Source organism: Mesorhizobium sp. M0227 (assembly GCF_040321855.1).
Lineage (GTDB): Bacteria > Pseudomonadota > Alphaproteobacteria > Rhizobiales > Rhizobiaceae > Mesorhizobium.
Map to the genome: position 1 here is coordinate 184,460 of NZ_JAMYSJ010000010.1, position 25,599 is coordinate 210,058.

The 25,599-nt window shown below is 63.8% G+C and carries 27 protein-coding genes; 23 read left to right on the forward strand and 4 right to left on the reverse strand.

Annotated features, from left to right (window positions below):
- The first annotated feature begins 62 nt into the window (after positions 1 to 62).
- The 6 genes from NKJ00_RS16610 (at position 63) to NKJ00_RS16635 (ending at position 4,786) form a co-directional block, all read left to right on the forward strand.
- A complete protein-coding gene (locus tag NKJ00_RS16610) occupies positions 63 to 824 on the forward strand; it encodes an ABC transporter permease (RefSeq protein ID WP_023814066.1) in 762 nt (253 codons plus the stop codon).
- Positions 821 to 1,588 (forward strand): ABC transporter ATP-binding protein, encoded by a 768-nt coding sequence (locus NKJ00_RS16615; protein ID WP_023814065.1) that lies wholly within the window; start codon positions 821 to 823, stop codon positions 1,586 to 1,588. The genes NKJ00_RS16610 and NKJ00_RS16615 overlap by 4 nt, the downstream gene beginning before the upstream one ends.
- Positions 1,581 to 2,600, forward strand: coding sequence for an ABC transporter substrate-binding protein (locus tag NKJ00_RS16620; protein WP_352441204.1), 1,020 nt, complete (start codon positions 1,581 to 1,583; stop codon positions 2,598 to 2,600). Before NKJ00_RS16615 ends, NKJ00_RS16620 begins: the two co-directional genes overlap by 8 nt.
- Positions 2,601 to 2,776: 176 nt before the next feature.
- Positions 2,777 to 3,397, forward strand: a complete 621-nt coding sequence (locus tag NKJ00_RS16625) for a methyltransferase family protein (RefSeq protein WP_352630446.1) — start codon at positions 2,777 to 2,779, stop codon at positions 3,395 to 3,397.
- Between the two features lie 376 nt (positions 3,398 to 3,773).
- Positions 3,774 to 4,379 carry a hypothetical protein gene (locus tag NKJ00_RS16630; RefSeq protein ID WP_031213861.1) on the forward strand — a complete coding sequence of 202 codons (606 nt, stop codon included), beginning with the start codon at positions 3,774 to 3,776 and terminating at the stop codon, positions 4,377 to 4,379.
- Between the two features lie 251 nt (positions 4,380 to 4,630).
- Positions 4,631 to 4,786, forward strand: coding sequence for a DUF3309 family protein (locus tag NKJ00_RS16635; protein ID WP_023814061.1), 156 nt, complete (start codon positions 4,631 to 4,633; stop codon positions 4,784 to 4,786).
- 282 nt (positions 4,787 to 5,068) lie between these two features.
- Here NKJ00_RS16635 and NKJ00_RS16640 read toward each other — a convergent pair whose 3' ends face one another.
- Entirely contained in the window at positions 5,069 to 5,326 is a 258-nt protein-coding gene (locus tag NKJ00_RS16640) for a hypothetical protein (RefSeq protein WP_023814060.1), read from the reverse strand.
- Positions 5,327 to 5,410: 84 nt separating this feature from the next.
- Here NKJ00_RS16640 and NKJ00_RS16645 point away from each other — a divergent pair, with 84 nt between their 5' ends.
- The 10 genes from NKJ00_RS16645 (at position 5,411) to NKJ00_RS16690 (ending at position 14,479) form a co-directional block, all read left to right on the forward strand.
- Positions 5,411 to 5,680: a DUF982 domain-containing protein gene (locus NKJ00_RS16645; RefSeq protein ID WP_027035091.1), complete on the forward strand. Its 270-nt coding sequence runs from the start codon at positions 5,411 to 5,413 to the stop codon at positions 5,678 to 5,680.
- A gap of 217 nt (positions 5,681 to 5,897) precedes the next feature.
- Complete coding sequence (locus NKJ00_RS16650) at positions 5,898 to 6,623, forward strand: GntR family transcriptional regulator (protein ID WP_023814058.1); 726 nt, start codon at positions 5,898 to 5,900, stop codon at positions 6,621 to 6,623.
- Positions 6,624 to 6,626: 3 nt separating this feature from the next.
- Positions 6,627 to 7,667 (forward strand): ADP-ribosylglycohydrolase family protein, encoded by a 1,041-nt coding sequence (locus tag NKJ00_RS16655; RefSeq protein WP_352630449.1) that lies wholly within the window; start codon positions 6,627 to 6,629, stop codon positions 7,665 to 7,667.
- Positions 7,664 to 8,635: a PfkB family carbohydrate kinase gene (locus tag NKJ00_RS16660; RefSeq protein WP_352630451.1), complete on the forward strand. Its 972-nt coding sequence runs from the start codon at positions 7,664 to 7,666 to the stop codon at positions 8,633 to 8,635. Before NKJ00_RS16655 ends, NKJ00_RS16660 begins: the two co-directional genes overlap by 4 nt.
- Before the next feature lie 57 nt (positions 8,636 to 8,692).
- Positions 8,693 to 9,754 carry an ABC transporter substrate-binding protein gene (locus NKJ00_RS16665; RefSeq protein WP_128304631.1) on the forward strand — a complete coding sequence of 354 codons (1,062 nt, stop codon included), beginning with the start codon at positions 8,693 to 8,695 and terminating at the stop codon, positions 9,752 to 9,754.
- 65 nt (positions 9,755 to 9,819) lie between these two features.
- Positions 9,820 to 10,683 carry an ABC transporter permease gene (locus tag NKJ00_RS16670; RefSeq protein WP_127317861.1) on the forward strand — a complete coding sequence of 288 codons (864 nt, stop codon included), beginning with the start codon at positions 9,820 to 9,822 and terminating at the stop codon, positions 10,681 to 10,683.
- On the forward strand, positions 10,683 to 11,471 hold the full coding sequence (locus NKJ00_RS16675; protein ID WP_352630498.1) for an ABC transporter permease: 789 nt from the start codon (positions 10,683 to 10,685) through the stop codon (positions 11,469 to 11,471). Before NKJ00_RS16670 ends, NKJ00_RS16675 begins: the two co-directional genes overlap by 1 nt.
- A complete protein-coding gene (locus tag NKJ00_RS16680; RefSeq protein WP_352630452.1) occupies positions 11,471 to 12,535 on the forward strand; it encodes an ABC transporter ATP-binding protein in 1,065 nt (354 codons plus the stop codon). The genes NKJ00_RS16675 and NKJ00_RS16680 overlap by 1 nt, the downstream gene beginning before the upstream one ends.
- Before the next feature lie 238 nt (positions 12,536 to 12,773).
- A complete protein-coding gene (locus NKJ00_RS16685) occupies positions 12,774 to 14,024 on the forward strand; it encodes an aconitase X (RefSeq protein ID WP_352630454.1) in 1,251 nt (416 codons plus the stop codon).
- Positions 14,021 to 14,479: an aconitase X swivel domain-containing protein gene (locus tag NKJ00_RS16690; RefSeq protein WP_352441197.1), complete on the forward strand. Its 459-nt coding sequence runs from the start codon at positions 14,021 to 14,023 to the stop codon at positions 14,477 to 14,479. The genes NKJ00_RS16685 and NKJ00_RS16690 overlap by 4 nt, the downstream gene beginning before the upstream one ends.
- On the opposite strand, the gene NKJ00_RS16695 is transcribed toward NKJ00_RS16690, so the two are convergent.
- Entirely contained in the window at positions 14,440 to 15,525 is a 1,086-nt protein-coding gene (locus NKJ00_RS16695; RefSeq protein ID WP_352630456.1) for an SIP domain-containing protein, read from the reverse strand. The genes NKJ00_RS16690 and NKJ00_RS16695 overlap by 40 nt on opposite strands.
- Before the next feature lie 2 nt (positions 15,526 to 15,527).
- Positions 15,528 to 17,654 carry a TonB-dependent hemoglobin/transferrin/lactoferrin family receptor gene (locus NKJ00_RS16700; protein WP_352612621.1) on the reverse strand — a complete coding sequence of 709 codons (2,127 nt, stop codon included), beginning with the start codon at positions 17,652 to 17,654 and terminating at the stop codon, positions 15,528 to 15,530.
- Positions 17,655 to 17,840: 186 nt separating this feature from the next.
- On the opposite strand from NKJ00_RS16700, the gene NKJ00_RS16705 reads away from it, so the two are divergent.
- The 7 genes from NKJ00_RS16705 to NKJ00_RS16735 all read left to right on the forward strand — a co-directional run bounded on the left by NKJ00_RS16705 (position 17,841) and on the right by NKJ00_RS16735 (position 24,473).
- Positions 17,841 to 18,785 (forward strand): heme/hemin ABC transporter substrate-binding protein, encoded by a 945-nt coding sequence (locus NKJ00_RS16705; RefSeq protein WP_352554747.1) that lies wholly within the window; start codon positions 17,841 to 17,843, stop codon positions 18,783 to 18,785.
- 278 nt (positions 18,786 to 19,063) lie between these two features.
- On the forward strand, positions 19,064 to 19,660 hold the full coding sequence (locus tag NKJ00_RS16710; RefSeq protein ID WP_023814046.1) for a thioredoxin family protein: 597 nt from the start codon (positions 19,064 to 19,066) through the stop codon (positions 19,658 to 19,660).
- A gap of 30 nt (positions 19,661 to 19,690) precedes the next feature.
- Complete coding sequence (locus NKJ00_RS16715; RefSeq protein WP_352630458.1) at positions 19,691 to 21,316, forward strand: FAD-binding protein; 1,626 nt, start codon at positions 19,691 to 19,693, stop codon at positions 21,314 to 21,316.
- On the forward strand, positions 21,313 to 21,639 hold the full coding sequence (locus NKJ00_RS16720) for a 4Fe-4S dicluster domain-containing protein (protein WP_023814043.1): 327 nt from the start codon (positions 21,313 to 21,315) through the stop codon (positions 21,637 to 21,639). Before NKJ00_RS16715 ends, NKJ00_RS16720 begins: the two co-directional genes overlap by 4 nt.
- Before the next feature lie 32 nt (positions 21,640 to 21,671).
- Entirely contained in the window at positions 21,672 to 22,508 is an 837-nt protein-coding gene (locus tag NKJ00_RS16725; RefSeq protein WP_352630500.1) for an ABC transporter ATP-binding protein, read from the forward strand.
- A 12-nt stretch (positions 22,509 to 22,520) separates the two neighbouring features.
- Positions 22,521 to 23,417: an ABC transporter permease gene (locus NKJ00_RS16730; RefSeq protein ID WP_352441191.1), complete on the forward strand. Its 897-nt coding sequence runs from the start codon at positions 22,521 to 22,523 to the stop codon at positions 23,415 to 23,417.
- Between the two features lie 36 nt (positions 23,418 to 23,453).
- Positions 23,454 to 24,473, forward strand: coding sequence for an aliphatic sulfonate ABC transporter substrate-binding protein (locus NKJ00_RS16735; protein ID WP_352630460.1), 1,020 nt, complete (start codon positions 23,454 to 23,456; stop codon positions 24,471 to 24,473).
- A 49-nt stretch (positions 24,474 to 24,522) separates the two neighbouring features.
- On the opposite strand, the gene NKJ00_RS16740 is transcribed toward NKJ00_RS16735, so the two are convergent.
- Positions 24,523 to 25,551 carry a LacI family DNA-binding transcriptional regulator gene (locus NKJ00_RS16740; RefSeq protein WP_023814039.1) on the reverse strand — a complete coding sequence of 343 codons (1,029 nt, stop codon included), beginning with the start codon at positions 25,549 to 25,551 and terminating at the stop codon, positions 24,523 to 24,525.
- Positions 25,552 to 25,599: the final 48 nt, after the last annotated feature.

Below are 25,599 nucleotides of genomic sequence, written 5' to 3' on the forward strand. Positions count from 1 at the left end.
TATCTCCCGTGGTCTCATCATCATTCGCTTCGCGCCCGATCGCGGGCCTTCTTGTCAAGGCAATGCCGGCCATGATCTCGGTCGGTTTGCTCCTAGTGGCGTGGGAGCTTTATGCCACCTATTCCGGCATCAGGCCGACGATACTGCCGGCGCCGTCGCGCGTGTTCGAGCAAGCGCTGCTCAATCGCCAGGCGCTGGCCGACAACGCCATTCCGACCATCGGCGCCACGCTGCTCGGCTTTGCCTGTTCGCTCAGCGCCGCCTTCGTGCTGTCGATGCTGGTCGACTTCTTCCAGCCGCTGCGGCGTGCGCTGTTTCCCGTCTTAATCGTCAGCCAGACCTTGCCGCTGGTGGCCATCGCGCCGCTGGTGGTGCTGTGGTTCGGCTTCGGGCTGGCGCCCAAGATCATGCTGGTGGCGCTGGTTACCTTCTTTCCGATGCTGGTTGCATTGGTCGAGGGTTATGAGTCGACCGAGGCCGAGATCGGGCAAATGCTGCGCGCCATGGGGGCAGGGCGCTGGCGCATCTTCGTGCTGGCACGGCTGCCTTCGGCGCTGCCCTATTTCTTCGCTGGCTTGAGGATCTCCATCACCTACGCCGTGGTCGGCGCGATCTTCGCCGAATATGCGGGGGCCGCGAAGGGGCTGGGCATCTACATGCTCAACGTCAAGAACAATTTCCGTCCTGACCTGGTTCTTGCCGCCGTCGGAGTGAGCGCTGCCCTGACCCTTGTCCTGTTCGGGTTGACTGTACTGCTGCAGCGCCTTGCGATGCCCTGGGAGCGGGCCGGCAAGGAAACCGCCGGGAAGGGAGCCTGGCGATGAGCCGGCTGGAACTGCGGTATGTGCGCAAGGCGTTCGGTGGGCTCGACGTGCTGGCCGATATTTCGCTTAGCGTCGGCGCTGGTGAATTCGTCTCGATCCTTGGACCCTCGGGCGCCGGCAAATCGACGCTCTTCCAGCTTCTGACCGGCGCCGAGCATGGCGAGGGCGAGATGTTGTTCGACGGCGCGCCGCTCGACGACCACGGCAGGCATTTCGCCTTCATGCCGCAGCGTGACGCGCTGATGCCGTGGCGGCGCATCCTCGACAACGCGACGCTCGGGCTCGAAGTCCAAGGCATGAGGAGACAGGCGGCGCGGGTGCGCGTTGCGCCGTTGTTTGCCGAATTCGGGCTTGCCGGCTTCGAGCGGCATTTTCCAGCGCAACTGTCCGGCGGTATGCGCCAGCGCGCGGCCTTGCTGCGCACGGTGGTGCAGCAACGCGACATGCTTTTGCTCGACGAGCCGTTCGGCGCGCTCGACGCGCTGACCCGCACGGCCATGCAGCGCTGGCTGGAACAGATGTGGCGGCATCATCGCTGGACGGCGCTCCTGATCACCCATGACGTGCGCGAAGCCGTGTTCCTGTCCGACCGCATCTATGTGCTGTCGGCGCGCCCGGCCCGCATCGTGCGTGAAATCAAGGTGCCGCTGCCGCGCCCGCGCAGCCTTGGCGGCGATGCCGCGCGCCAGGCAAGTGCGCTCGAGGCCGAGATTCTCGACATCATCCTCAACGCCACCCCATCCAAAGGACACGATCATGATTGACTTGACGCGCCGGCAGGCCTTGTTGCTGACCCTTGCCACAGGCCTTCCGCTCATTGCCGGATCGGGGCGAGCCCAAGCACAATCGGCACAAAAGGTCACCGTTGCCCTCGACTGGACGGTCAACACCAACCACATCGGACTGTTCGTCGCCCGCGACAAGGGCTTCTATCGCGAGGCCGGGCTCGAGGTCGACATCCTGCCTTACAGCGATACCGGTGCGGGCACGCTGGTTGCAAATCGCGTCGCCGATTTCGGCATCAACGGCACCATCAGCCTGTTCACCCAGAGAACCGCCGGAGCGGACCTGAAGGGCGTCTATGCGGTGGTGCAATCGGAAACCGGCCGCGTGGTCTTCAATGCGGCCCGCAGCGAGATAGTAAGCCCGAGAAACCTCGACGGCCTGACCTATGGCGGCTTCGGCAGCGCCTGGGAAAACGCCCTGATATCGACCATCATCCGCCATGATGGCGGCAAGGGCAATTTCGAGACGGTGACGCTCGGCACCTCAGCCTATGAGGCGCTGGCCAATGGTTCGGTCGATTTCACGCTCGAAGTCTCGACCTGGGAGGGTGTCGACGCCGAGCTCAAGGGCGTCAAACAACGCAGCTTCGTCTATGCCGATTACGGCGTGCCTGACGAGCACACGACACTGATCTCTTCGAGCGAAGCCTATCTCCAGGCAAACTCCAAGCCTGCGGCCGCCTTTGTCCAGGCGACGCGGCGCGGCTACCAGTTCGCGGTCGATCACCCCGAAGATGCGGCAGCCCTGCTGATCGCGGCCAACAAGGATGCGTTGACCAATCCGGCGCTGATCCACGCCTCGCTGAAGGCGCTGATCGACGGCCATTATCTGCGCAGCCAAAGCGGCGCCATCGGGACGATGGATCCAGCCAAGATGGAAGCGATCGGCGGCTATCTCTTCGCGTCCGGCATTTTGCGTGATGCCGACGGCAAGCTGGTTGCTCAACGCCCGGATTTCGGGAGCTATTTCCGCAACGACTATCTGAGCTAGTCTGGCAAAACCAAATGAAATGGGTCGCCAGTCTATTTCTGGACGACCGCGTGGAGCAGGGTCGTCTGGATGTGGCACCCTGGCTCCCCGACAGCCAGTTTAAACACCGATCTGATCTTGTTGATTAACTGCCCGGCAATGGTTGCGTGCAAAGGTCGCCTCGAGGGATCATCGGGGTGTTTGCATTGCTCATATCAAAAAGCGAGGCGCTTTCGCACGTCAGTGACGGCAGGATTTTGTCCGCAGCCCGAAAGCGCGAAATCCTGGTGGATTTGCGCGAAGGTTTCTTTCGGATCTGCGCGCTGGCCTTCGCGGGCATGTTCGTCTACCGCGGCGTATATCACCTGATGCTCGACCCGACCCGCATCAATGTGGCGCTGGTGGCAATTTCCGAGATCCTGACCTTTACCTGGCTGCTTCTGTCGCGGCGACCGCAGGTACGCGACTGGAACCCGCTGACGGTGGTTGTTTCGGTGGTCGCCAGCTTCGGTGTCGGCTTCATCGACCTGCAACCGGGCGTGGCCATCATCCCGGTCTATGCCGCTGCGCCGCTGCAAGTCCTGGCGTTGGGGTTCGTGATCTGGGGGAAGATATCGCTAGGGCGTTCTTTCGCCATTCTGCCAGGCAATCGCGGCGTGATGACCGACGGTGCCTACCGCCTGGTGCGGCACCCGATCTATGCCGGATACCTTGCCGGTCATGTCCTGTTCCTGCTGTCGGCCTTTTCCTTCTACAATCTTGCTGTCTACGCCGCGATGAAGCGCGCCCACTACAGGCTGTTCTACGGGATCGTCTGACAAGCGGGCCGGCGCAGAATCGTTCGGCCTGCAATCACGCTTGCACTCTCTCACTCCCGCATCCGGCCGCCGATAGACTCTGGCCACTTGCAATCATCGCGGCGGTCTTGCTGATCTTGCGAGAGGCCTATCCATGTCCAGCGCGGTGTGCGGCATGGAGCAGAGTAACGTCCGATCGCCAATGCCTTACGAATTGTTCGTGTAAAGAACAATTATTCAAACTTTAATATCATTTTGTTTCAGAAATTTTGTTGATGTACACCACGCCTCAGGTTCAGTATTCTCTCTCTGAAACTGAAATTCACCACCTCGCGTAGTTGATCTTGCAATCGGCCTCTCGCCAATTGCTTTAGCGCAACGACAACAGGATAGTGTTATGGCTCACACCATCAAGACAGTCGCCAATATGTTGGCGGGTAGTGCGGTAATTTTAGCTCTTTCCCTGCCCGCCAATGCTGCGGGAATCGGCCTTGGCGTTGGTGCCTCGGTGGGTGGTAGCGGCGGCGTCAATGCCGGTGTCGGGGCTTCCGTTGGCGGCAGTGGCGGCATCAGTGCCGGAGTGGGCGCCTCGGTCGGCGGCAGCGGTGGTGTAAATGCCGGTGCCGGTGCCAATGTTGGCGGCTCGAGCGGTGTCAATGCTGGTCTCGGCGCTTCGGTCGGCGGCAGCAACGGCATCAATGCCGGCGCGGGCGCCAACATCGGAGGGTCTGGCGGCATTACGGCCGGCCTTGGCGCCAATGTAGGCGGGACGAGCGGCGTCGGCGTGGGTATTGGTGGCGGCATCAATCCAGGCAATCCGTCGAACCCGAGCAATCCGTCCAATCCGTCAAACCCCAGCAGGCCGAGCCTGCCGGGTGTCGTGGCCCAGATGTCGGATAGCAACGTGGCGCGAATGAAGAAGCGCTGCGTCGACGTGCTCAGCAGCGAAGGCGCCTACGACCGCGATCTACGGCAACTCTGCCTCCTGATCGCTCGTCGCTGATACTGAAGGGGCCGGGGATTGGAAGTGCCGAATCAGCCGTGAGGCTCGACCGCACTCTCCTGGCCTCCGGCCGGTAGGAAAGCCCGCCACGCTGGCGGGCTTTCTGCGTCCACAGGCGTGCCGGAATCAAATTCTGGTTGCCATCATCTGGATGGCCGCTTCTGTTGCCGGCAGACCTCTTCCGCACGCGATGCCCGCCACAATCGCGCGGAACGGTAGAGCCTTTGGAGCGCTCGTCTTTGAACATCGCTATGAGTCTTGGAACCATACCGATCATCATTGCGCTGCTTGGCGGCCTCAGCGGCCTCGGTGGCGGTCCGTTCTACGGCACCGGCTACTATGGCGGCGGCGGCCTTGGGCTCGTGCTGCTCATCGCCATCGTGCTTGTCGTGCTCGGGCGTATCTAGCCGGGTTATCGCAACTGATCGCAATCTCGTGAGCGCCCCCAATATCGGCGTGCACCGGATTGTGATGCAGGCAAGCCGGCTTGTGATCCTGCACTCTGCAAAACTTTCGTATGGTCATTGCGGTCCACACCCCCCCGTGGAAACAAGAGGAGAGGGTCCCACCCCTTGTCCTCCTCCAAGGCCCGCTCCGGTTCACCGTAGCGGGCTTTTGCTTGCTGGCGAGGGGAAACCGGCTCGCATCAAACCCTATGGGCAAGGCATCCAGAAGCTGACGCCAGTCGACTATTCCATGTCAGGTACGTCGCCGCTGACGAAGAGCGTGTTCGGCGGGCCGTATTCGCCCAGCGTCGGATCGGCCTCGCGGCTCCAGGCGATGACGCCGGCATGCTTTGCCGCTAGAGCCCTGGCGGTGCGTATGGCGCGGTCTTCGCTCTGCTGGTCGGCGGGTCCAAAGGCTGGGAACAACTCGCCATCCTCACCGCGATCGAACGCGACCACGACGATCAGCCTGGGATTTTTCTGGCCACTGGAATCGGACATCTTGCACCTTTGTCGCGGAACCTATCACATTGCGCGGGGTTGAAGGCCGCGAATCGATGAATGCCGACTTTGGGGAGTGGCATCGTGCAAGATCAGCGTTTCGATGAGCCGGTCAGGATTGCGCTCGGCCGATCGCGAAACTCGATCTTCAACGTGGAGCGGGTCGCTCAGGCTGCCGACATCCTGCTGAACCGCTGGCCGGTTGCAACCGGGCAAAAGCATATGGTTGCCCGTAAGGTCTGTCTGGCCGTGCTAGAGGGAAAGAAAGAAGTCTCGGCGGCAAGGGCGGCGTTCATCAACGCCGCTATCGAGGCGGACATTCTCGTTGAGCCGCGTGAGGTGTCGATCCCGTAGCCTGCCCGGTGAAATTGAATCAAGGATCGGCTCTATCCTCTTGGTTGATCTCGGTCTTTCACCGGCTTTTCCGGGCCATGGCAACCGGCCAGTTCGGCGCGCTCTGCGGACAATCCGAAATTCGGGGTTCATTGGGCCTGTTTCCGGCATCTGTTGACACGGCATTTCTATCCAGATATTGAACAGGACTATACAGGTTCACTGAACAGGTACCTATATGAAGCGGCGCGCGGTTCAACTGTCTCCCGGTACGGGCAAACCCGAGCAGATCGCCACCGTTCTCGAACATGAAATCCGCTCCGGTGTTCTCGGCTTCGGCGACCGCCTGCAAAGCGAGAATGAACTTGTCCAGCGCTTCTCCGTCAGTCGCAATACGGTCCGCAAGGGCCTCGAAGAACTGTCCAGCCGCGGGCTGATCACGACCAGGGTTGGTATTGGCTCGTTCGTCACCTTCGACGGCAAGCCGGTCGATGACTCCATCGGTTGGTCGCGCGCGCTGGCCGATGCCGGCGCCAATGCCGAGACGCGGACGCTGCGGCTGGAGGTCATCGAAGACCCCGATCTGGCTGCGCTGCTTGGTATCGAAAGCCCGTTCTTCATTGCCGTTGACCGGGTGCGCACCAACGCCAGCGACGGCCATGCGATCTCCATCGAGCGCAGCCGGCTGCCATTGTCCTCCGAGCTTGAGGACGTACCGTTGCGCGGACTGCGCGAGGGCTCGCTGCACCAGACGCTGCGCGCCGCCGGCCTCATTCCCGACCATGGCGAGGAATGGGTCGAGATCGAGATGCTCAATGCCGAGGATGCGGCCATCCTCGGTTGCCCACAAGGCACGCCCTTCCTGCGCGGCCGCCGGCTGACGCGTGCGGCTGACGATCGGCCGATCGAGTATGTCACCAGCCTGCTCAACCCGGCACATTTTGCGCTGCATATGAGGTTCTGAGCGATGTCGGATGCAACCAGCAAGGCCATCGATCGCGCCATGGGCGCGCTTGTCGGCGGAGCGCTGGGAGATGCGCTCGGCATGCCGACGCAGCTTTTGTCGCCGGTTCGCATTGCCGGACTCCACGGCCATGTCGAGGATTTCATCGAGCCTTTCGCCGATCATCCGGTGTCGAAGGGACTGGCTGCCGGCACCATCACCGACGACACCGAACAGGCGCTGCTGCTCGGCCGCATCCTGGTCGAATCCGGCGACCGTTTCGACCACGCGCGCTGGGTCAATGCGCTGCTCGACTGGGAGCGCGAGGTCAAGGCGCGCGGCAGCTATGATCTCTTGGGGCCGTCGACCAAACGGGCCATCGACGCCATCAACAATGGCGTACCGGCCGAGGAAGCGGGACGCAGCGGCGACACCAATGGCGCGGCCATGCGCATCGGGCCTGTCGGCATCATGATGCCGCTCGAACCATTGGAGGCGTTCGTCGCCAAGGTGGCGGAGACCTGCCGGGCGACGCACAACACCTCGATCGCAATCGCTTCCGCTGCTGCCGTTGCCGCTGCCGTCAGCCGCGGCATCGCCGGCGGTGGCTGGCGCGATGCTTCCGCCAGCGCCGTCGCGGCGGCGAGGCGAGGGGCGACGCTTGGTCATTGGGTCACCGGCGGCGACATCGCCGCGCGTATCGTCTGGGCGCAGGACATCGTGCGCGGCAAGGCGATCAGGGATGCCATTCGGCTGATCACCGATCTGGTGGGTACCGGCGTCGCCAGCCAGGAATCCGTCCCGGCGGCCTTCGCCGTGCTGGAAGTCGCCCGTGGCGACCCATGGCAAGCAGCTATCATCAGCGCCAATATCGGCGGCGACACCGATACGATCGGCGCCATCGCCGCCGGCATGGCCGGCGCCTGCAGCGGTTTTTCCCGATTGCCGCAACAGCATATCGCCCGGCTTGTCGGCCTCGACATGTCAGAGGTTCGCGCGCTTGCCGCCGACCTCGTGGCAGCAAGGGTGGCGAAAATCGGTTCCGGCAAGGACGCGGCGGAATGAGCGGCCGTCTCGTCCATGTCGGCAGTGCCGTGGTCGACTATGTCTACCGCATCGACGCCCTGCCGGCGCCCGGCATGGAAAAGACGGCGTCGAGCTTCGCCCAGGTCGCCGGCGGCGGCTTCAACATGATGGTCGCGGCCAGCCGCACCGGCATGCAGGTGGTGTTCGGCGGCCAACTCGGCAGCGGACCCAATGGCGATTTCCTGCGTGCCGCTTTCGCCGCCGAGGGCATCGCGACGCTGACGCCGCCATCGCCATTGACGGACAGCGGCAACTGCGTCGCCATGATTTCGAGCGACGCCGAACGCACCTTCGTGTCGTGGCCAGGGGCGGAGAGCGTGCTCAGCCGCGACCTGATGGCGCCGGTCGCGGTGGCGCCGGGAGACTGGGTGTTCACCTCCGGCTACACGCTAAGCTATCCCAAGAGCCGCGATGCGCTCACCGATTGGATCGAGGCACTTCCGGCAGATATTCCCTTCGTCTTCGATCCGACGCCGGTCATCTCGGACATTCCGCGTCCCATCCTGTCGCGGGTGCTTGCCCGCACCACATGGCTGAGCTGTAACACGACGGAAGCCGCCGAGATTGCCGGCCCAGGCGATGTCGAGGGACTCGCGGCACGACTTCTCGCCGACCACTGCCCCAAGGCTGCTGGCGTGATCATTCGCGCTGGCGCGAAGGGTTGCCATATCAGGCTGGCCGACGGCACAGCGCAGACCATTGCCGGCTTCAACGTCAGCGCCATCGACACCAATGGCGCCGGCGACACCTATATCGGCGGTTTCGTCAGCGCGCTGGCGCACGGCATCCCGCCCTTCGAGGCAGCGCGCTATGCCAATGCTGCAGCGGCCATTTCGGTCACCCGCCATGGCGGCTCGTCGGCGCCGACGAACCGCGAAATCCAGACATTCCTGAGCCATGCCGCCGACCCATCGGGAGCAGGCCGGACACAGAAGGCCAATGCATAACAGCTGGAAAGCCTGACAAGCCCGGGAAGCGGGCAAACCCACAGAGAGGAACCAACCATGCGCATGCCTGACTTGACTGCTCTGCTGACGGCGACCGCCGTCTTTACCTCCGCACTCACGTTCGCCGCCAAGGCCGACGAAGTGCATGTGCTCAACTGGAAGGGCTACGGCGCCGACGAGCCGTGGGCCGTCGAGGCTTTCGAAAAGGCGACCGGCAACAAGGTCGTCAACGATTTCTTCAATTCCGAACAGGAAATGCTGACCAAGATCCGGACCAATCCCGGCCTCTACGACGTCGTCATGATCAACGCCGCCTTCAACGACCAGGCGATGGACGGCAAGCTGATCCAGCCGATCGACGTTTCCAAGCTGCCGAACTACGCCGACATCAGCAAGGACAAGGCGGGATCGCCGATGCTCGTCCACGACGGCAAGGTCTATGGCGTGCCGTGGGTATGGGGCCTGACGGCGCTCGCCATCAACGAAAAATCCTTCGACAAGCCGCCGACGAGCATCGCCGAGATGTGGGATGCCGCGCACAAGGGCCGTGTCGTCATTCGCGACGACGCCGTTGAAGCGGTGCAGTTCGGCGCCATCGCCACTGGCCAGAACATCAACGACATCAAGGATATGGATGCGGTCAAGACGAAGCTGACCTCGCTGATGCCGCAGATCAAGACCTTCTGGAGCTCGGAGAACGACTGGAACCAGATGGTCGCCTCCAACCAGATCGACATCGGCACCTACTGGAGCGGCTCGGCCGATCGCGCCAAGACGCATTTCAAGCTGCCGGTCTCGCTGGTCGTGCCGCAGGAAGGCGCCGTCGCCTGGCTCGACGCGTTTTCCATTCCGGTCGGCGCCAAGAACGTCGCCGGCGCCGAGGCCTTCATCAACTACATGATCGACCCGAAATTCTACGTCGAATGGGTCACCAAGGTCGGTGCTCCCGTCTCCGCCAACACCAAGGCGGTGGAAGCGCTGCCCGAGGATGCCTTCAACCGCAAGGTCATGGGTGATCCCGAAGTGGCCAAGCGCATCCAGTTCCAGGCGCCGATCACCGACGCCCAGCGCGAAGCCTATCTGGCGCTCTGGCAGCAGCTTAAGGTCGACGTGAAGTAAGATCACAGCCAGGCCAGCCGGCGGTTCGCGTCGGCTGGTTCTTCCAATACTGGGAGGAGGGTACCATGGCAGCTGCGACAGCGTCGCGAAGCGGGCTGAGATCGGCATTGCCGCTGCTGGCGCCAGCCTATCTCTGGCTGACGGTGGCGATCTTCCTGCCGCTATCCGCTATGGTCTTCTTCTCGTTCATGACCGAGCTGCCGCTGTCGGGAAAGCCGTGGGCGTTCACGCTTGGCAACTATGCCGCCTTCTTCTCGCAAAGCCTCTATCTGACGCTGCTGCTGGCCTCGCTGCGGCTTGGCCTCGAAGTGACGCTGTGGTGCGTCGTCATCGGCTATCCCGCGGCTTACGTGCTCGCCAAGGTGCTGAAGGGGCGCAGCCGCGAGGCGATCTTCCTGCTCGTCATCCTGCCGTTCTGGTCGAACGGGCTGGTGCGCATCTTTTCCTGGGCGATGGTTTTGCGCGAGGGCGGCATTCTCGACACCGCGCTCAACGCGGTGCTGCCGTTCAAGATCAACATCGACCTGATGTATTCCTATCCAGCCGTCATCATCGGGCTGGTGCACTCCTATGTGCCCTACATGGTGCTGACCTGTTATCTGACGCTGCAGGCGATCGACGACTCGCTGATCGAGGCCGGGCGCTCGCTTGGCGCATCGCGGTTGCAGGTGCTGAAGCGGGTGATCATCCCGCTGTCGATGCCCGGATTGGTCGCGGGTGCGGCGCTGATCTTCGTGCCGGTCGTCGGCTCGTTCATGGAACCGCGCATCCTCGGCGGCCGCACCGGCACCTTCTACGGCACGGTCATCGAGGACCAGTTCGTCGCCGTGTTCAACTGGCCGCTCGGTGCAGCGCTCTCCTTCATCCTGCTGGCGGTGGTGCTGGTCATCCTGGCGGTGGCGTCGCCGGTGCTGCGGAGGGCCGCGTGATGGTGACGACCCGCATCCTCGAATGGCTCGGCCGTCTCTACATCTTTATGCTGCTCGCCTTTCTTTATCTGCCGATCATCATCATGGCGCTGATGTCGTTCAATGTCTCGCCCTTCTACCAACTGCCGTTCGAATGGACGACCGAATGGTACGCCTCGCTGTGGCAGAACGACCAGCTGATCGCGGCCACCTGGAACAGCGTCGAGATCGCGGTCATCACCACGATCATCTGCGTGGTGCTCGGCTCGGCTGCATCATTGGCGCTCTATCGCTACGAATTTCGCGGCAAGAAGTTCCTGCAGGCGATGCTGTTTCCGCCGATCGCCATACCGTGGCTGATCACCGGCACGGCGATGCTGATTTTCTTCTTCGGTGTCGGCATCGGCCGCGGCCTGCATGCGATCCTGCTCGGCCATGTCGCGCTGGCGCTGCCCTATGTCATCGTCGTCGTCTCGGCCCGGCTGCAGACCTTCGCGCCGGAGCTGGAAGAGGCGGCGCGCTCGCTCGGCGCCAACCAGTGGCAGGTGACGAGGCGCGTTACGCTGCCCTGGATCATGCCCGGCGTCATCGCCGGCGGGCTGTTTGCGTTTGCCGTTTCGTTCGATCAGTTCGTCGTGTCCTATTTCCTGGCGACGCCGGGCCAGACGACGCTGCCGGTCGAAATCTACGCCGCGATCCGCAAGGGTTTTACGCCCGAGATCAACGCGGTCTCGACCATCATCATTGTCGTGTCGATGGCGCTGATGCTGCTGACAGCGCGGTTCTTCAAATTCGGCGGAGAGAAATAATGGCCGGCGTGCAGGTATCTGATGTCTCGCGCAGTTTCGGCGCGCACAAGGCACTGGACGATGTCTCTATCGATTTCGCCGATGGCGGCTTCTATGCGCTGCTCGGGCCATCGGGCAGCGGCAAGACCACGCTGCTCAGGCAGATCGCGGGGTTCGATTTTCCCGATTCCGGCCGCATCACCATCGGCGGCGAAAGCGTTGAGCGGGTGCCGGTCGAAAAGCGGCGCATCGGCATGGTGTTTCAGAACTATGCGCTGTTTCCCAATATGAGCGTCGCCGACAATGTCGCCTTCGGCCTGTCGGTGCGCGGCGAGGCCAGGGCGATCATCGCTACCGAGGTGCAGCGCGCGCTCGATCTGGTGCAACTCGGCAAGCTCGGTGGGCGGCGGCCGCATCAGCTGTCGGGCGGCCAGCGCCAGCGCGTGGCGCTCGCCCGCGCCATCGTCACCAAGCCGCGCGTGCTGCTGCTCGACGAGCCGCTCGGCGCGCTCGACAAGGCGCTGCGCGTCGATATGCAGATCGAGCTCAAGCGCATCCAGCGCGAGATCGGCATCACCACCATTTTCGTTACCCATGACCAGGAAGAAGCGCTGACGATGAGCGACCGCATCGGCATATTGCGCGACGGCAGGCTGGTGCAGGAAGGACCACCGGAGGAGATCTACGACCGGCCGAAGAGCGAATTCGCCGCCACCTTCCTCGGCGACGCCAACATTTTTCGCGGCGATACGACGGGCGATGGCATCCGGCTGCCGGACGGCACGGCGATTGCCGCCGGCGCGGGTGCTCGCCTTGCTGCTGGTGCCAAGGCGAGTTGTGCGGTGCGGCCCGAACGCATCCGTATTGCTATTGATGGCGGGGCTTCGGATGGCAACGCCAACATGCTCAAGGGGCAGGTCTCCAAGCGCATTTTCGCCGGCAACAACAGCACATACTTTGTCGAGCACGCTGGTCAGACGTTGAAGGTCATCGTGCAGAACACCGGTGCCGAAAGACTGGCCGAGGGTCAGGAGGTAATGCTCAGTTGGTCGCCGAAAAGCACCGTGCTGATTGCGGCAAACTAGTCGACGCGGTTCGATAGCAGGGACTGTTGGCGTTCCTTCGCACCCCCCTCTGTCCTGCCGGACATCTCCCCCGCAAGGGGGGAGATTGGCGGTTTGAGCGTCACTGCCCTTTTTGCAACGTCGAAAATTTGCGAAAGCAGGTATGACGGCTAATCTCCCCCCTTGCGGGGGAGATGCCCGGCAGGGCAGAGGGGGGTGCTGTCCCTCCATCGGGCTAGATAGGGCCGGGAGCACATCTATGACGCTGGAATTGACGGCTAAGGACCGATCCATGCTCGACGGCGAGCAGGGCCCGTCCGCCGCCGCTGCCATGAAAATCCTCGTCGCATTTTCCAATGCGGTTGGGGCGCGCGGTCTGCTCGACATCACTGGCGCCCATATCGATGGCTGTCTCTACCACGGCAAGGCAGGGCTCGATTTCGTCGAGCGGCTGGTCGAAGGCGGTGGCCGGGTCCAGGTGCCGACGACATTGAATGTCGGCTCATTCGACCTCATCCATCCCGGCATGGTGAAGATGCCGGCAGCGGAAGAGGTGCCGGCGCGGCGGCTGATGAAGGCGCATCTGGAGCTCGGCTGCCAGGCGACCTTCACTTGCGCACCTTACCAGACGCGGTTCAGGCCGGAGTTCGGCGAGCAGATCGCCTGGGGCGAATCCAACGCCATCGTCTTTGCCAATTCGGTGATCGGCGCGCGCACCAACCGCTATGGCGATTTCATCGATCTGTGCTGCGCCATGACCGGCCGCGCGCCGGCCTGGGGTCTGCATCTGAGCGAGAACCGGCGCGGCCGGATCCTATTTGAGCTGGATGTTCCGGACGGCGAGCCGAGCGACAGCCTTTTCGTCGGCGTCGGGCTATTCATCGGGCAAGCGAGCGGCGACCGCGTTCCGGTGATTGCCGGTCTGCCGCAGCCGCGCGATGAGGACCAGCTAAAGGCGCTGGGCGCGGCGGCTGCAACGACGGGTGCTGTGGCGCTGTTCCATGCGGTCGGCATCACGCCGGAAGCGATGACGCTCGATGAGGCGTTCCAGGGTCATGCGCCTGACGAAACGATCCGCATCACCCGCGCCGATATCGACCATGCGCTGGCCAGGCTATCGAGCGTACGGGATGGCGCGCCGGTGGCGGCCGTGTCGCTCGGCACGCCGCATTTTTCGTATGAGGAGTGGATGCGACTGTTGCCGTTGCTGCGCGAGGCAGCACCCGGAAGGCGCATCCCGATCTACGTCAACACGGGCCGTGCGACCTTGGCGCGACTGCAGGAGGAGGGCGCGCTGGCGGGGATGGAGGCGTTTGGTCTGGTCCCGGTCGCCGACACCTGCACCTATGTCACATCGATCCTGGAACGCCTCGACGGCGTCGTGATGACCAATTCCGGCAAATGGGCGCATTATGCACCGGGCAATATCGGCGTGTCCGTCGCCTTTGCCGAGATGGAGGATTGCATCCGCTCCGCTGCCGTCGGGCATGTCGTGCGGAGCGCCTCATGACGCGACCGGTGGCACGAACCGGCACCTTCCAGTTGGCCGGCGAAGCCAAGGGCCAGGCGCTGGTGTTCTCGCAACCCCTCAGCTTCTGGGGCGGTATCGATGCCGAGACCGGCGACATAACAGACCATTCGCATCCCGGCCTCGGCCAAAATGTCGCCGGCAGGATTTTGGTCATGCCGAGCGGGCGCGGCTCATCGTCTTCATCCTCGGTGCTGGCCGAGGCGATCCGCAGAGGCACGGCGCCGGCCGGTCTTCTTCTGGAGCGGCCGGACCCGATCCTGGCGGTGGGCGCCATCGTTGCCGAGTTTCTTTATGACATCCGCATGCCGCTGGTGGTGTGCGATATTTCGAACCTTGTCTCCGGTGATCAAATTGATATCGGCATCGGCAAAGACGGCGGGCCGATCATCAGAGTTCACCCCGCCATCAATCCGGCAGAGCCACGCCGCCAATAGGCAGCCGCCAGCGTCTGATCGCGACCAAGTCCCAGCGTGTCGCGCCAATATTCGCGCACGATCTTGGCGGCAGCGGCTTCCGCCGCGAACCAGCCGAAGGCCGAACCGTCCTGCGGCCACGCCACCGAGCGGACAGCCTCGGCCAGCCGTCTGTCCTCGCCCGCCGCCACGCCATCCCGTGTCAGCCAATGCACTTCGATGCGGGTGGGGTTGGCGATCTTCTGCCGTTCACCGTCATTGGCGATCTCGACGAAGGCAACGCCTTTTGTCTCGGCCGGCAGCGTCTCCAGCAGCCGCGCCAGCGCCGGCAGGCCGGTTTCATCGGCACCCAAGACATACCATTCTGCCTGCCGCACCGGACGGCCGACCGGTCCCATGATGCCGACCTTCATGCCGGGCGCTGCCTGCATGGCCCAGGTGGAGCCGACGCTCTCGCCGGTATGAATCAGGAAGTCGACATCGATGATGCCCTTTTCCACGTCGAGCGCGCGGATGGTGTAGACGCGCGCCACCGGGCGCTGGTCATCGGCGGGCCAGACCGGCAAGCCATTGCCGCCGAGCACCGGCCACAGCGGATCGGGCACCTCCCTGGTCGGAAACAGCATGCGGATATGCATGCCGCCGAATTTGGCGAAACGGCTGAGATCCTCGCCGGCCAGCCGGATGCGGCGCATATGCGGGGTGAGGTCGCGAATATCCGTCACCACCATCTCGCGGAACTGAGCGAGGCTGGTTTCGCCTGAGAGATCGCCGGTCCAGACGATCTCGGGATTTTCCTCCTTGGCGTAGACCTGTACGGCCGTGGCCAGCAGGTCCTTGATACGGGCCAGCCCGTCGCGGTCGGCGGCATTGGCCCGCATCACCAGCCGTTCCATGTCGAAAGAGGCGCCACCGAAGGCAAAGCGGAAATCGATGCGCTGTCCCTGATGCGAAGCATCGGCCTCGAAGCTCTGCAGTCTGTCGCTGATGCTGTCCATGTAATCGGGCAGATGTCGCAGGTTGAGCTGTGCCTCACAGGCCAGTTCACGCACCGATGCTTGGCTCATTGTCAGCCTCCGATCCTGCCGGTGAGCGCCACCTTGAAGGTGCGGCCCTTGCCCTGTTCGGTTGCCGCCGAGGTCGACCATGCGCTTTGCGGGTCGGTGTAGGCGGTGTTGAAGATGTTATCGACGCCGAAGCCGAGCTTGAGGTTGTCATTGACGCGCCAGTTGGCGAAGACGTTGACCAGATCGAAACCGTCATCGACGACCGGCACGGCGTTGGGATTGGTGCGGCTGGTGCGGGTGATCTTGCCGACGCTGAGATATTGCGCGCCGACGGTGAGCTGGTCCTCCAGCATGCGGAAGCCGATGGTGGCCGAGAAGCGGTCGAGCGGCGTGTTGTTCAGCGCCTGGCCGGAATAGACGCCGCTGACGACCTTGGCGTCGATCAACGCGCCGGCAAGGTTCACAAAACCCCAGTTGTAGTCATAAACCATCTCGGCCTCGATGCCCTTCAGCCGGGCGTCGCCGATGTTGATCGCGGTGCGCGGCAGGACGGTCAGGTCGACGTCGATGTAATCCTCGACGGCAGTGTGGAAGACGTTGAGCTTGGCGCGCAACCGGTCGCCCGCCGTCAGAACATCGTCATACTTGACGTTGATGCCGGCCTCCCAGTTCTTCGCCGTCTCGGGCTGCAGCAGAAGATTGGGCCGGTATGTATCGCCGCCGCCATGCGCGCCGCCGCCGCGGAAGACATCCTGCAGGCCCGGCGCCCGATAGCCTTCGGAATAGGTGCCATAGAGCTGGAAGCCATCGAATGGCGTGACGCCGACGGTGAGGCGCGGCGACCAACGATCGCCGGAGATCGAGGCTTCCTGCGGCGACGGGATGCGCGTTTCGCCATCGAGCTGGTAGCCGTCATACCGCATCGCAGTGATGACCTGCAGCCAGTCCTCGTAATCGCCCTGCCACTGCAGGAAGCCGCCATAGCCCTGCTGTTCGCCAGCGCCGAAATGCGCCGCTTCCGAGGAGGCCTCGAGATAGTAGTAATCGAGTCCGTAGGTCAGCGTATGTGCTAGTCCCCAGGCGTCGAAACGTGAGGAGTTCTTCACGTTGAAGCCGGATGTGGCGACATCGTAAAAACGGAAATTGCCGATCCCTGAGGCAGGCGCGACCTGCGTCTGCTCGGTGCGGGTGCGGTTGTGGTAGGCATTGGCGCTGAAGTCGATCAGCTCGTTGTCGTCTGGCTTCCAGGTGTAGGCGGCGGTGTAGGTCTGGTTGGTGGTGTTGGTGTCGTAGCGGCTCAGCGTCGGCGAGGTCGAGCCGCTGGATCCGGTGATCTGGTCGTTGTAGCGCTGCAGGATGGCGCCGAGCTTCAGCTCATGGTCATCGGCCGGCCGCAGCGTCGTCTTCAGATAGCCGCTGGTCACCCGCTCGCCGGTCCATGGCACGGTCTCGCCATTGCCGTCGGTGTAGCTGTCGCGGTCGCGGTAGATGAGGTTGCCGATGATGTCGGCATCGTCGCTGAAGCGGTAGGCACCGGTGGTGCTGGTGGTGAAGCCGTCGCCATTGTCCTCGTAGCCGAGCTTCTCGCTCAGCGCCCAGCGCTCGTCCTTCTTGAGGAAATCGCCGGCGTCCTTGGTCTCGAAGGAGACGACGCCGCCGATGCCGCCTGACCCATAGGCATTCGACACCGGGCCACGAATGACGGTGGCTTCCTTGATCAGGTCCGGTTCGACATAGAACGAGCCAGAGCCATGACCGACGCGCCAATAGTCCTGACGGGCGCCGTCGAGCGTCACGACGACGCGGCCATATTGCTCCAGGCCGCGAATGTTGATGGCGGTTGCGGGATCGTCGCCATTCATCGAGGCAGCGACGCCGGGCGTGGTGCGGAAGATGTCGGCCGCTGTGTCGGGCTGAATGCGGTCGAGTTCGTCCTGATCGACGGCGCTGATGGCGGCCATCGATTCGATCACCGCCGTTTTGATCATCGTCGCCGAGATGGTGATCACGTCGAGCATCGTCGCCGGCTGATTCTGCGCGGCACTGGCCGGCGCCAGGCGGCCGGCCTTGGCGGCGGCCTTTTTCTCCTGGTCCTGTTCCTGCGCGCTGGCAAGAGGCACGGCGCAGAGGCCGAGCACGAAGGCGAGCGCGGTGCTCGCCATCAAGGTCGTGTTTGTTGTCGTTGTCATCGTCATGCAGCCCCCAAGCAAAAGCAAAACTGCTGGCGGTGGCTGAAGGGCCTTGGCTGGCATGATCGAGAATCCCTCGACCAGGCGGGCCGGGGCAGGGGTCACATATTAAAACATGATGACACAAGTCAACTTTAAATTTATAGCCGACCATCATCGAGAAGCATCTGGCACGGGAACAGCGGCATGGTCGGCAGTTTAGGCGAAGGCAAGACGACCCACTGGTCGCAACCTGGCAGGATCGCGGCGGTGCTGCTTCTGGCGCTGTCGGTGCTGGCGCCTTCCTGTGGTTTCCAGGCGCTGGCCGCCGAGGGCGTTGTCGACGCGCTGGGGCGAACCGTCGTGCCGGGCGCGGCGACCCGAATCGTGACGCTCGGCTCCGACGTCACCGAGATCGTCCACGCGCTGGGCGCCGGCGAGCGGATCATCTCCGTCGATCGCGGCAGCAAATATCCGCCTGAAGTCGCGCAAAAACCCAATGTCGGCTACCGCCGCCAGCTTTCGGTCGAGGGGCTGGCCAGCCTGCGTCCCGACCTGATCCTGGCGGCCGAGGACAGCGGACCGCCGGAGGCGGTCGAGGTGCTAAAATCACTGGCGATCCCGATCGTCTTCGTCCCGCAGGACAACAGCCCGCAAGGCATCGAGCGGAAGATCACCCTGATCGCCGCCAGCCTTAGGCTCGAGGACAAGGGCAAGGTGGTTTCCGCCGAGGTGCTCACCGCCTTTCAGACGGCAGCCGATCTGGCAGCAAAAATCCCGCCGGAGCGGCGCAAGAAGGTGGTGTTCTTCCATGGCCTCGTGAAGCTGAGCGCTGCCGGCGCCGGCACCTCTGCCGACGCCATCATTCGCTATGCCGGCGGCCTCAACCCGATGGATGTCGTGCATGGCTACAGGGCGGCATCGGAGGAAAAGCTGATCGAGATGGCGCCTGACGTCATCCTGATGATGAGCGACGGCAAGAGCGGGCCGACGCCCGAGCAGGTGTTCGGCAACCGCGCGCTGGCGGCAACGCCGGCGGCGGCCAACAAGGCGCTGGTCGTGCTTGACGGCGCCTACATGATCGGCTTCGGGCCGCGCACATCAGATGCGATCCGCGATCTGGCGAAGGCGCTTTATCCGGAAGGGGAATGACGCCGTAAAATCGCAAGGCGGTTCGGCTGGGCAGTACCAATTCGTCGGCGAACCAGTTGAGCTTGATAAATCCTGTCCGTCCGGATTTCTCCGGATCGGCTTCCGCCCGAACAAACTTGGCGGCTCGGCCTGAAACATTGGCACGATATTCTAAGCCGCGCGGTTGACCGCGAATGCGCTATCCAGCCTAAAATTATACTAAATTCATAGACTAACTGCGGACGTTCAGGGCGCTCGCACCTTGGCCTGTGAAAATGGTTGCACAAGGGAGCGCATCGATGCCGAAGACAGAGTCCAATCCGATCGACCTCGGCACCAGGGCGGCCGATTTCCTGTTGCCCGACGCGCAAGGCGTGCTGCACCGCCTCGCCGATTTCGACGCCAAGCCGGCCCTGCTCGTCGCCTTCATTTCCAACCGTTGCCCGTTCGTCGTGCTGATCCGCGAGCAGCTTGCCGCTTTCGCCAGGGATTATGCGGGCAAGGGGCTGCAAGTGGTGGCGATCAACGCCAACGACCACGAAGCGCATCCGGAAGAAACGCTTGCCCGTATCGGCGAAGAGGCCGAAAAATTTGGCTATTCCTTCCCCTATCTCAAGGATGCGTCGCAGCAGACGGCGAAAGCCTATGGCGCGGCCTGCACGCCCGACTTCTTCCTGTTTGATACCGACCGGCGGCTCGCCTATCACGGCCAGTTCGACGAGGCGCGGCCGGGCAACGGCAAGCCGGTGACGGGTGCCGATCTGCGAGCGGCGGTCGACACGGTGTTGGAGGGCGGCAGGCCCATTGCCAGCCAAGTGCCGTCGATCGGCTGCAACATCAAATGGAGTGCCGGCAACGAGCCGGTCTGGTCTTCCAGCGCGGCGCGCGCGGCCTAGCGCCGGCCTCGACGCATTCGCCAGGTGTCCATGCACAAGCCGCAAAAATCCGCTTCCGACAGCTTGCTGCTCCAGGCAGACGTGCTGGTGCTGGGCGGCGGCCCGTCGGCCGCCTGGGCGGCAGTCGCGGCGGCCGAGGGCGGCGCCAAGGTGGTGCTGGCCGACAAGGGCTATCTCGGCACCAGCGGCGCCACCGCGCCGTCCAACACCGGCACCTGGTGCGTGCCGCCGGGTGACAACAGGCACGCCGTGGTCGAACGACGCTGGCAGCGCACCGGCGAACTCGCCGACCCGCGCTGGATGCTGCGCTGCGTCGACACCGCCTACCGCAACCTGCTCAGGCTGTCCGAATGGGGCTATCCCTTTCCGAGCGAGGATGACGGACGGCTCTACATCGCCAATCTGCGCGGCCCGGACTACATGCGCTTCATGCGCCGCCGGGTGCTTTTGGCCGGCGTCACCGTGCTCGACCATCATCCGGCGCTCGAACTTCTGTCCGACGGCGATGCCATTGTCGGCGCCGCCGGTGTTGCGAGACAGATCGGCCAGGACTGGCGCGTCGACGCCAACGCCGTGGTGCTGGCGACCGGCGGCTGCGCCTTTCGCGAACGCATCCTCGGCGCCACCGGGCTGACTGGCGACGGCTATCTGATGGCGGCCGAAGCCGGCGCCAGCCTGTCGGGCATGGAGTTCACCGGCAAATACACGCTGGCGCCCTATGGCTCATCGCTGAACAAGGGCCTGCCGTTCCGCTGGGCCTCGTTCCATCGCGAAGATGGCTCGCCGATCGTCGGACCGACCGGCGAGCCGTTGCGTAACGGCATCGGCGACCGCGAGGAGGAAGTGGCGCGCGCGCTGATCGACGGCCCGGTCTATGCGCGGCTCGATCAGGCCGAACCGGCGCTGCAAGGCTGGCTGCGCCAGGGCCAGCCGAATTGCTTCGTGCCCTATGACCGCGTCGGCATCGACCCGTTCAGCGAGTTGTTCCGCATCACCTTGCGCGCCGAAGGCACGGTGCGCGGCACCGGCGGCATCGACATCGTCTCCGACGATTGCGCCACCGGCGTGCCCGGCCTCTACGTCGCCGGTGATGCCGCCAGCCGCGAGATGATGACCGGGGCCGTGTCGGGCGGCGGCGCCGTCAATTCATCCTGGGCGCTGGCCAGCGGCTGGTGGGCCGGCAAGGGCGCCTCGACCCATGCCAAGCGCCGCACCGGCAAGGCCTTCCGCAGCGCGGTGCAATCGCTCGGCCAGGCTGGATTGCGTCCTGCATCTTCGCCGCGTGCCGACACCTCGGCAGGCGAAGTCATCGAGGCGGTGCGCAACGAGGTGACGCCGCTCGACAAGAATTTCTTCCGCACCGGCGAGGGCCTGGAGAAAAGCGGCGAGCGGCTGGAGAGTGTCTGGCGCGACGTGCGCGACCATCTGCAAGGCGAGGGGCTGGATCGGGTCCGTACCCGCGAGGCGGCATCGATCGCCGCTGCCGGGCGCTGGTCCGTGGCCGCAGCGCTGCACCGCACCGAGAGCCGCGGCATGCACCGCCGCACCGATCTGCCGGGCAAGAGCCCGGCCTTCGCGCACCGGCTGGTCATCACCGGTGTGGATGAGTTCCGCATCGCAGGTGCGCCTGAGCGGCTGGCGGAGCTGGCGTCATGATCGAGATCGTCTCGGCCACGCGCTGCGTCGAATGCGACATCTGCGTCAAGGTGTGCCCGGCCAACGTCTTCGACGCGACCGACAATGGCGTGCCGGTGATCGCTCGCCAGGAGGACTGCCAGACCTGCTTTCTCTGCGAGATCTATTGCCCGACCGACGCGCTTTATGTGGCCGAGTTCGCCGAAGGGCCGACCGGCATCACGGAAGCTCAGGCCGACGCCCGACGGCTGTTCGGCTCCTATGCCCGCGCGCTTGGCTGGAAGCGCGGCAAGGCGGGCGGCTCGGAATTCGACCCGACGCACCGCATCCGCGTGGCGCAGTGAACCGATCGGAGACAGATATGGACCGCCCGAACATGGACCGGATCGTCGTCAGCGACATCAGCAAGACGTTCCAGCTCAAGCCGGGGCAGTTCGTCACCGTGGATGGCGAGGCGACCGACCGCGTCACCGTGCTCGACGGCGTTGATCTCTCGATCCGCAAAGGCGAATTCATCACGCTGGTTGGCCCGAGCGGCTCGGGCAAGTCGGTGCTGCTCGACATTATCGGCGGGCTGACGCAGGCGACCGGTGGCGACGTCCAGCTCGACGGCAGGCGCATCACCAGGCCAGATCCCAAGACCGGCTATGTCTTCCAGCAATATGCGCTGTTTCCCTGGCGTACGGCGCTCGCCAACATCGAATATGCGCTGGAAGTGCGCGGCGTGGCCAAGGCCGAGCGTACCGCCACAGCCCGCCATCTGTTGGCGCTGTTCGGCCTTGCTGGTTTCGAGGACCGTTTTCCCAACCAGCTGTCCGGCGGCATGCAGCAGCGTGTGGCAATCGCGCGTGCGCTGGCCAGCAACCCGGAAGTGCTGCTGATGGATGAGCCGTTCGCGGCGCTCGACCAGCAGACGCGTGAACTGCTGCAAGGCCAGCTGCTGCGGATCTGGGGCAAGATCAACACGACTGTCATTTTTGTCACCCACTCGATCGACGAGGCGATCTTCCTCGCCGATCGCGTGGTGGTGATGACGGCGCGGCCGGGCGCGGTGAAGGAGATCATCGATATCGACCTGCCACGGCCGCGCGACGGCGACATCCGCGCCAGCGCCGAATTCAACGCCTATCGCGCCCGCGTCTGGGACGTGCTGCGCGACGAGGTCAACAAGGCGCAGAAGGACTGGACCCTGTCGCCAGCCTTCAGTCACTGAGGAGCTGGACCCATGGCCTATCTGACCGAGAAGTTTGGCTCCGCTGGAGCGCTCCACCTGTTTGCCGGCGCTGGCGAAACGGTCGCTGCCGCCAGGGTCCCCGCCATCAAGGCCAGCGCCAAGAACCGGAGCAAGAAAGCGAGCCACGGCACGTTCCTCTATGGCTTGCCGCTGCTCGGCCTGTTCTTCCTGCTGTGGGAGATCGCGCCCCGGCTCGGCTGGCTGAACCGGATCTTCTTTCCGCCGCTGAGCGAGGTGCTGGTCGCCTGGTGGGCGCTGCTCGCCTCGGGCGTGCTGATCGAGCATATTGGCATAAGCCTGCAGCGCGCTGCCATTGGCTTCGCACTCGGCGTGGTGGTGGCCATCCCGCTCGGTCTGTTGATGGGGCGCTATTCGCTGTTTGAGAAGGTTTCCGACCTTTTGGTGCAGACGCTGCGCAACACTTCGCAATTCGCGCTGCTGCCGGTGTTCATCCTGTTGCTCGGCATCGGTGAGGAATCGAAGGTGGCGATCACCTTCTACTCCTCGGTTTTCTTTCTCCTCGTCAACACGATCAGCGGCGTCAAGTCGGTGGATCCGCTGCTGATCAAGGCGGCGCGCTCGATGGGTACGTCCGATTTCGATCTGTTCCGGAAAGTCATCCTGCCGGCCAGCATTCCCTCGATCGTCGCCGGCGCCCGGCTGGCGGTGAAATCCTCGCTGTTCGCGGTCATCGGCGCCGAGATGCTGGCTGCCAAATCCGGCCTCGGTTTCCTCATCCAGAACTCGCAGCTGATGATGGAAACGGCCGACATGTATGCCGGCATCCTGACGCTGACCGTCATCGGCCTGACCGTCAATTACCTGCTCGTCTGGTTCGAGCGCTGGGCGACAGCCTGGAAAGGCCAGTCCGAGACCTCGCTCATCTGAGCCGTCCATTCATTCCAATCAGGAAGGATTTTTCCCATGCCCAGCATTCCATTCGATGCACTTCGCCGACTGCTCCTGAAGGGCGCCATTGCCGTCGCCATCGGCCTTGGCGGCATGCCTGCCTTCGCCCAGGACAAGCCAGAAATCATCCGCATCGGCAGTACCGCGCCGGGGCATCTCAAATTCATCCTCGCCCAGAAGGACGGCTGGTGGGAGAAGGAGTTCGCCAAGGACGGCATCAAGGTCGAACTGGTGACTTTCAATGGCGGTTCGGAGGCGACGACAGCGTTGGCCACCGGCGCGATCGAATTCACCTATACCGGCAACAATCCAGCGCTGCGCGTTGCTGCGTCCGGCGCCGACGTCAGGCTGATCGGCCTGTCGAGCTATGTGAAGGCCGGCGGTTCCTACATCGTCGTCAAGACCGACTCGCCGCTGAAGACGCTGCAGGATCTCAAGGGTAAGAAGGTCGCCTATTTGACCGGCACGGTGCGGCATTCGAATTTCAGCAAGGCGCTGAACAGCGTCGGCCTGACCACCAATGATGTCGAAGGTCTGAACCTGCCTTTCGAGGCATCCGGCCCGGCGCTGCTGCGCGGCGATATCGACGCCATTGTCGAGACCGATTCGACGGCGGCCAAGCTGGTCGACACCGGCGAGGCGCGCGTCCTGTTCGACACCAGCACCCATCCGGAATGGAACGTGCCCAACGTCATCTCGGTCAACGGCGCCTTCGCGGCGAAATATCCCGATCTGGTCAAGCGGCTGCTGAAGGTCGATATCGAGATTTCGCGCTGGGCCGACGCCCATCCGGACCAGACGATCAAGACCTTTGTCGAGGCGACCAAGTCGTCGGAAAAATCCGTCCGCAAGACCTATGCCGACGGGGTGTTCCATCAGGATCCGAAACTCACGGACGACGCGATCGCCGCCTTGCAGGGCGAGGAGAAATTCATGGCCAGCGCCGGGCTCCTGAAGGGCTCGATCGACTATGGCAAATGGGTCGACAAGAGCTTTGTCGATGGCGCCGCGGCTGAAGTCGCTGCCGTCCAATAGGCCCGGAAAGATCGAGCGGGCGGCGCTTTGCGGCGCCGCCTCGTACAGGTCAAATCTCCGGAATGTTCTCCTTGAAGATCACCTGCAGCCTTGGCTGGTGCAATTCGTAGGGCAGCCCCCGGACCGCATGGATCAGGGTGTTGAGCGCTTCGCGGGCCTCGACGCGCGGGTTCTGGTCGATCACCGCGTCGAGCGTGCCGTCGAGCAGAAGGTCCTTGGTGCCGTCCGTCACTTCGTGGCCGAGGAAGACCATGGATTGGGCGCGGCCGCGCTCCTTGAGCGCGCGGGCGATGCCGGTGTTGCCGGCGCCGACATTGTAGATCGCGGCAAGGTCGGGGTGCCGCTCCAGCAGGGCCGATGCCTCCGAATAGGCCTTCTCGCGGTCGTCGAGCATTTCGCGCATCTCGACGATCTGCAGATTGGGTGATTCCTCGGTCAATACGTGGCGGAACCCCATCTCGCGTTCCTCGTGGCCGCGATAAGACAGCGAGCCGGCGAACAGCGCCACCTTGCCCGGACGCCCCGATCCCATGAAGCGGTTGAGCAGATAGCCGGCCAGCCGCCCGGCGGCGCGGTTGTCGATGCCGATATAGGCGACCCTGGGTACATGCAGGATGTCGGAGGCGATGGTCACCACCTTGATGTCGTTGGCCGACAGGGAGCGGATTGCTTCGCGCACCGTCGGATGGTCGAGCGCGATGACGCCGACGCCTTGCGTCTGTCCGCGCAGATCCTGCAACAGGCGAGCAAGCCGGTCAGGATTGAAGCCCTCGATGGTGGCGATATGGACATCGAGGTCGGGCCGCGCCAGAGCCTGTGCCTCGATCTGGCGGTGCAGCATCTTGATGAAGGAATTGGTGCCGGCCGGCAGGGCGAAGTCGAGCCGGATGACCTCGCCGGGCGAGGGTCGTGGCGGCGCGCCGTTCGGGCCTTCGGCGATGTAGCCGAGGCGCTGCGCCATTTCGAGCACGATTTCCCGTGTGCGCGCCCGTACGCCGGGTCGGTTGTTGAGCACGCGGTCGACGGTGGCGGCCGAGACGCCGGCCTCCCGGGCTATGTCAGTCAGGGTGGAACGCACCGTCTTTCATCTCCTGCATGCGTCGGATCGGCTGGTGACGGCTTCCCC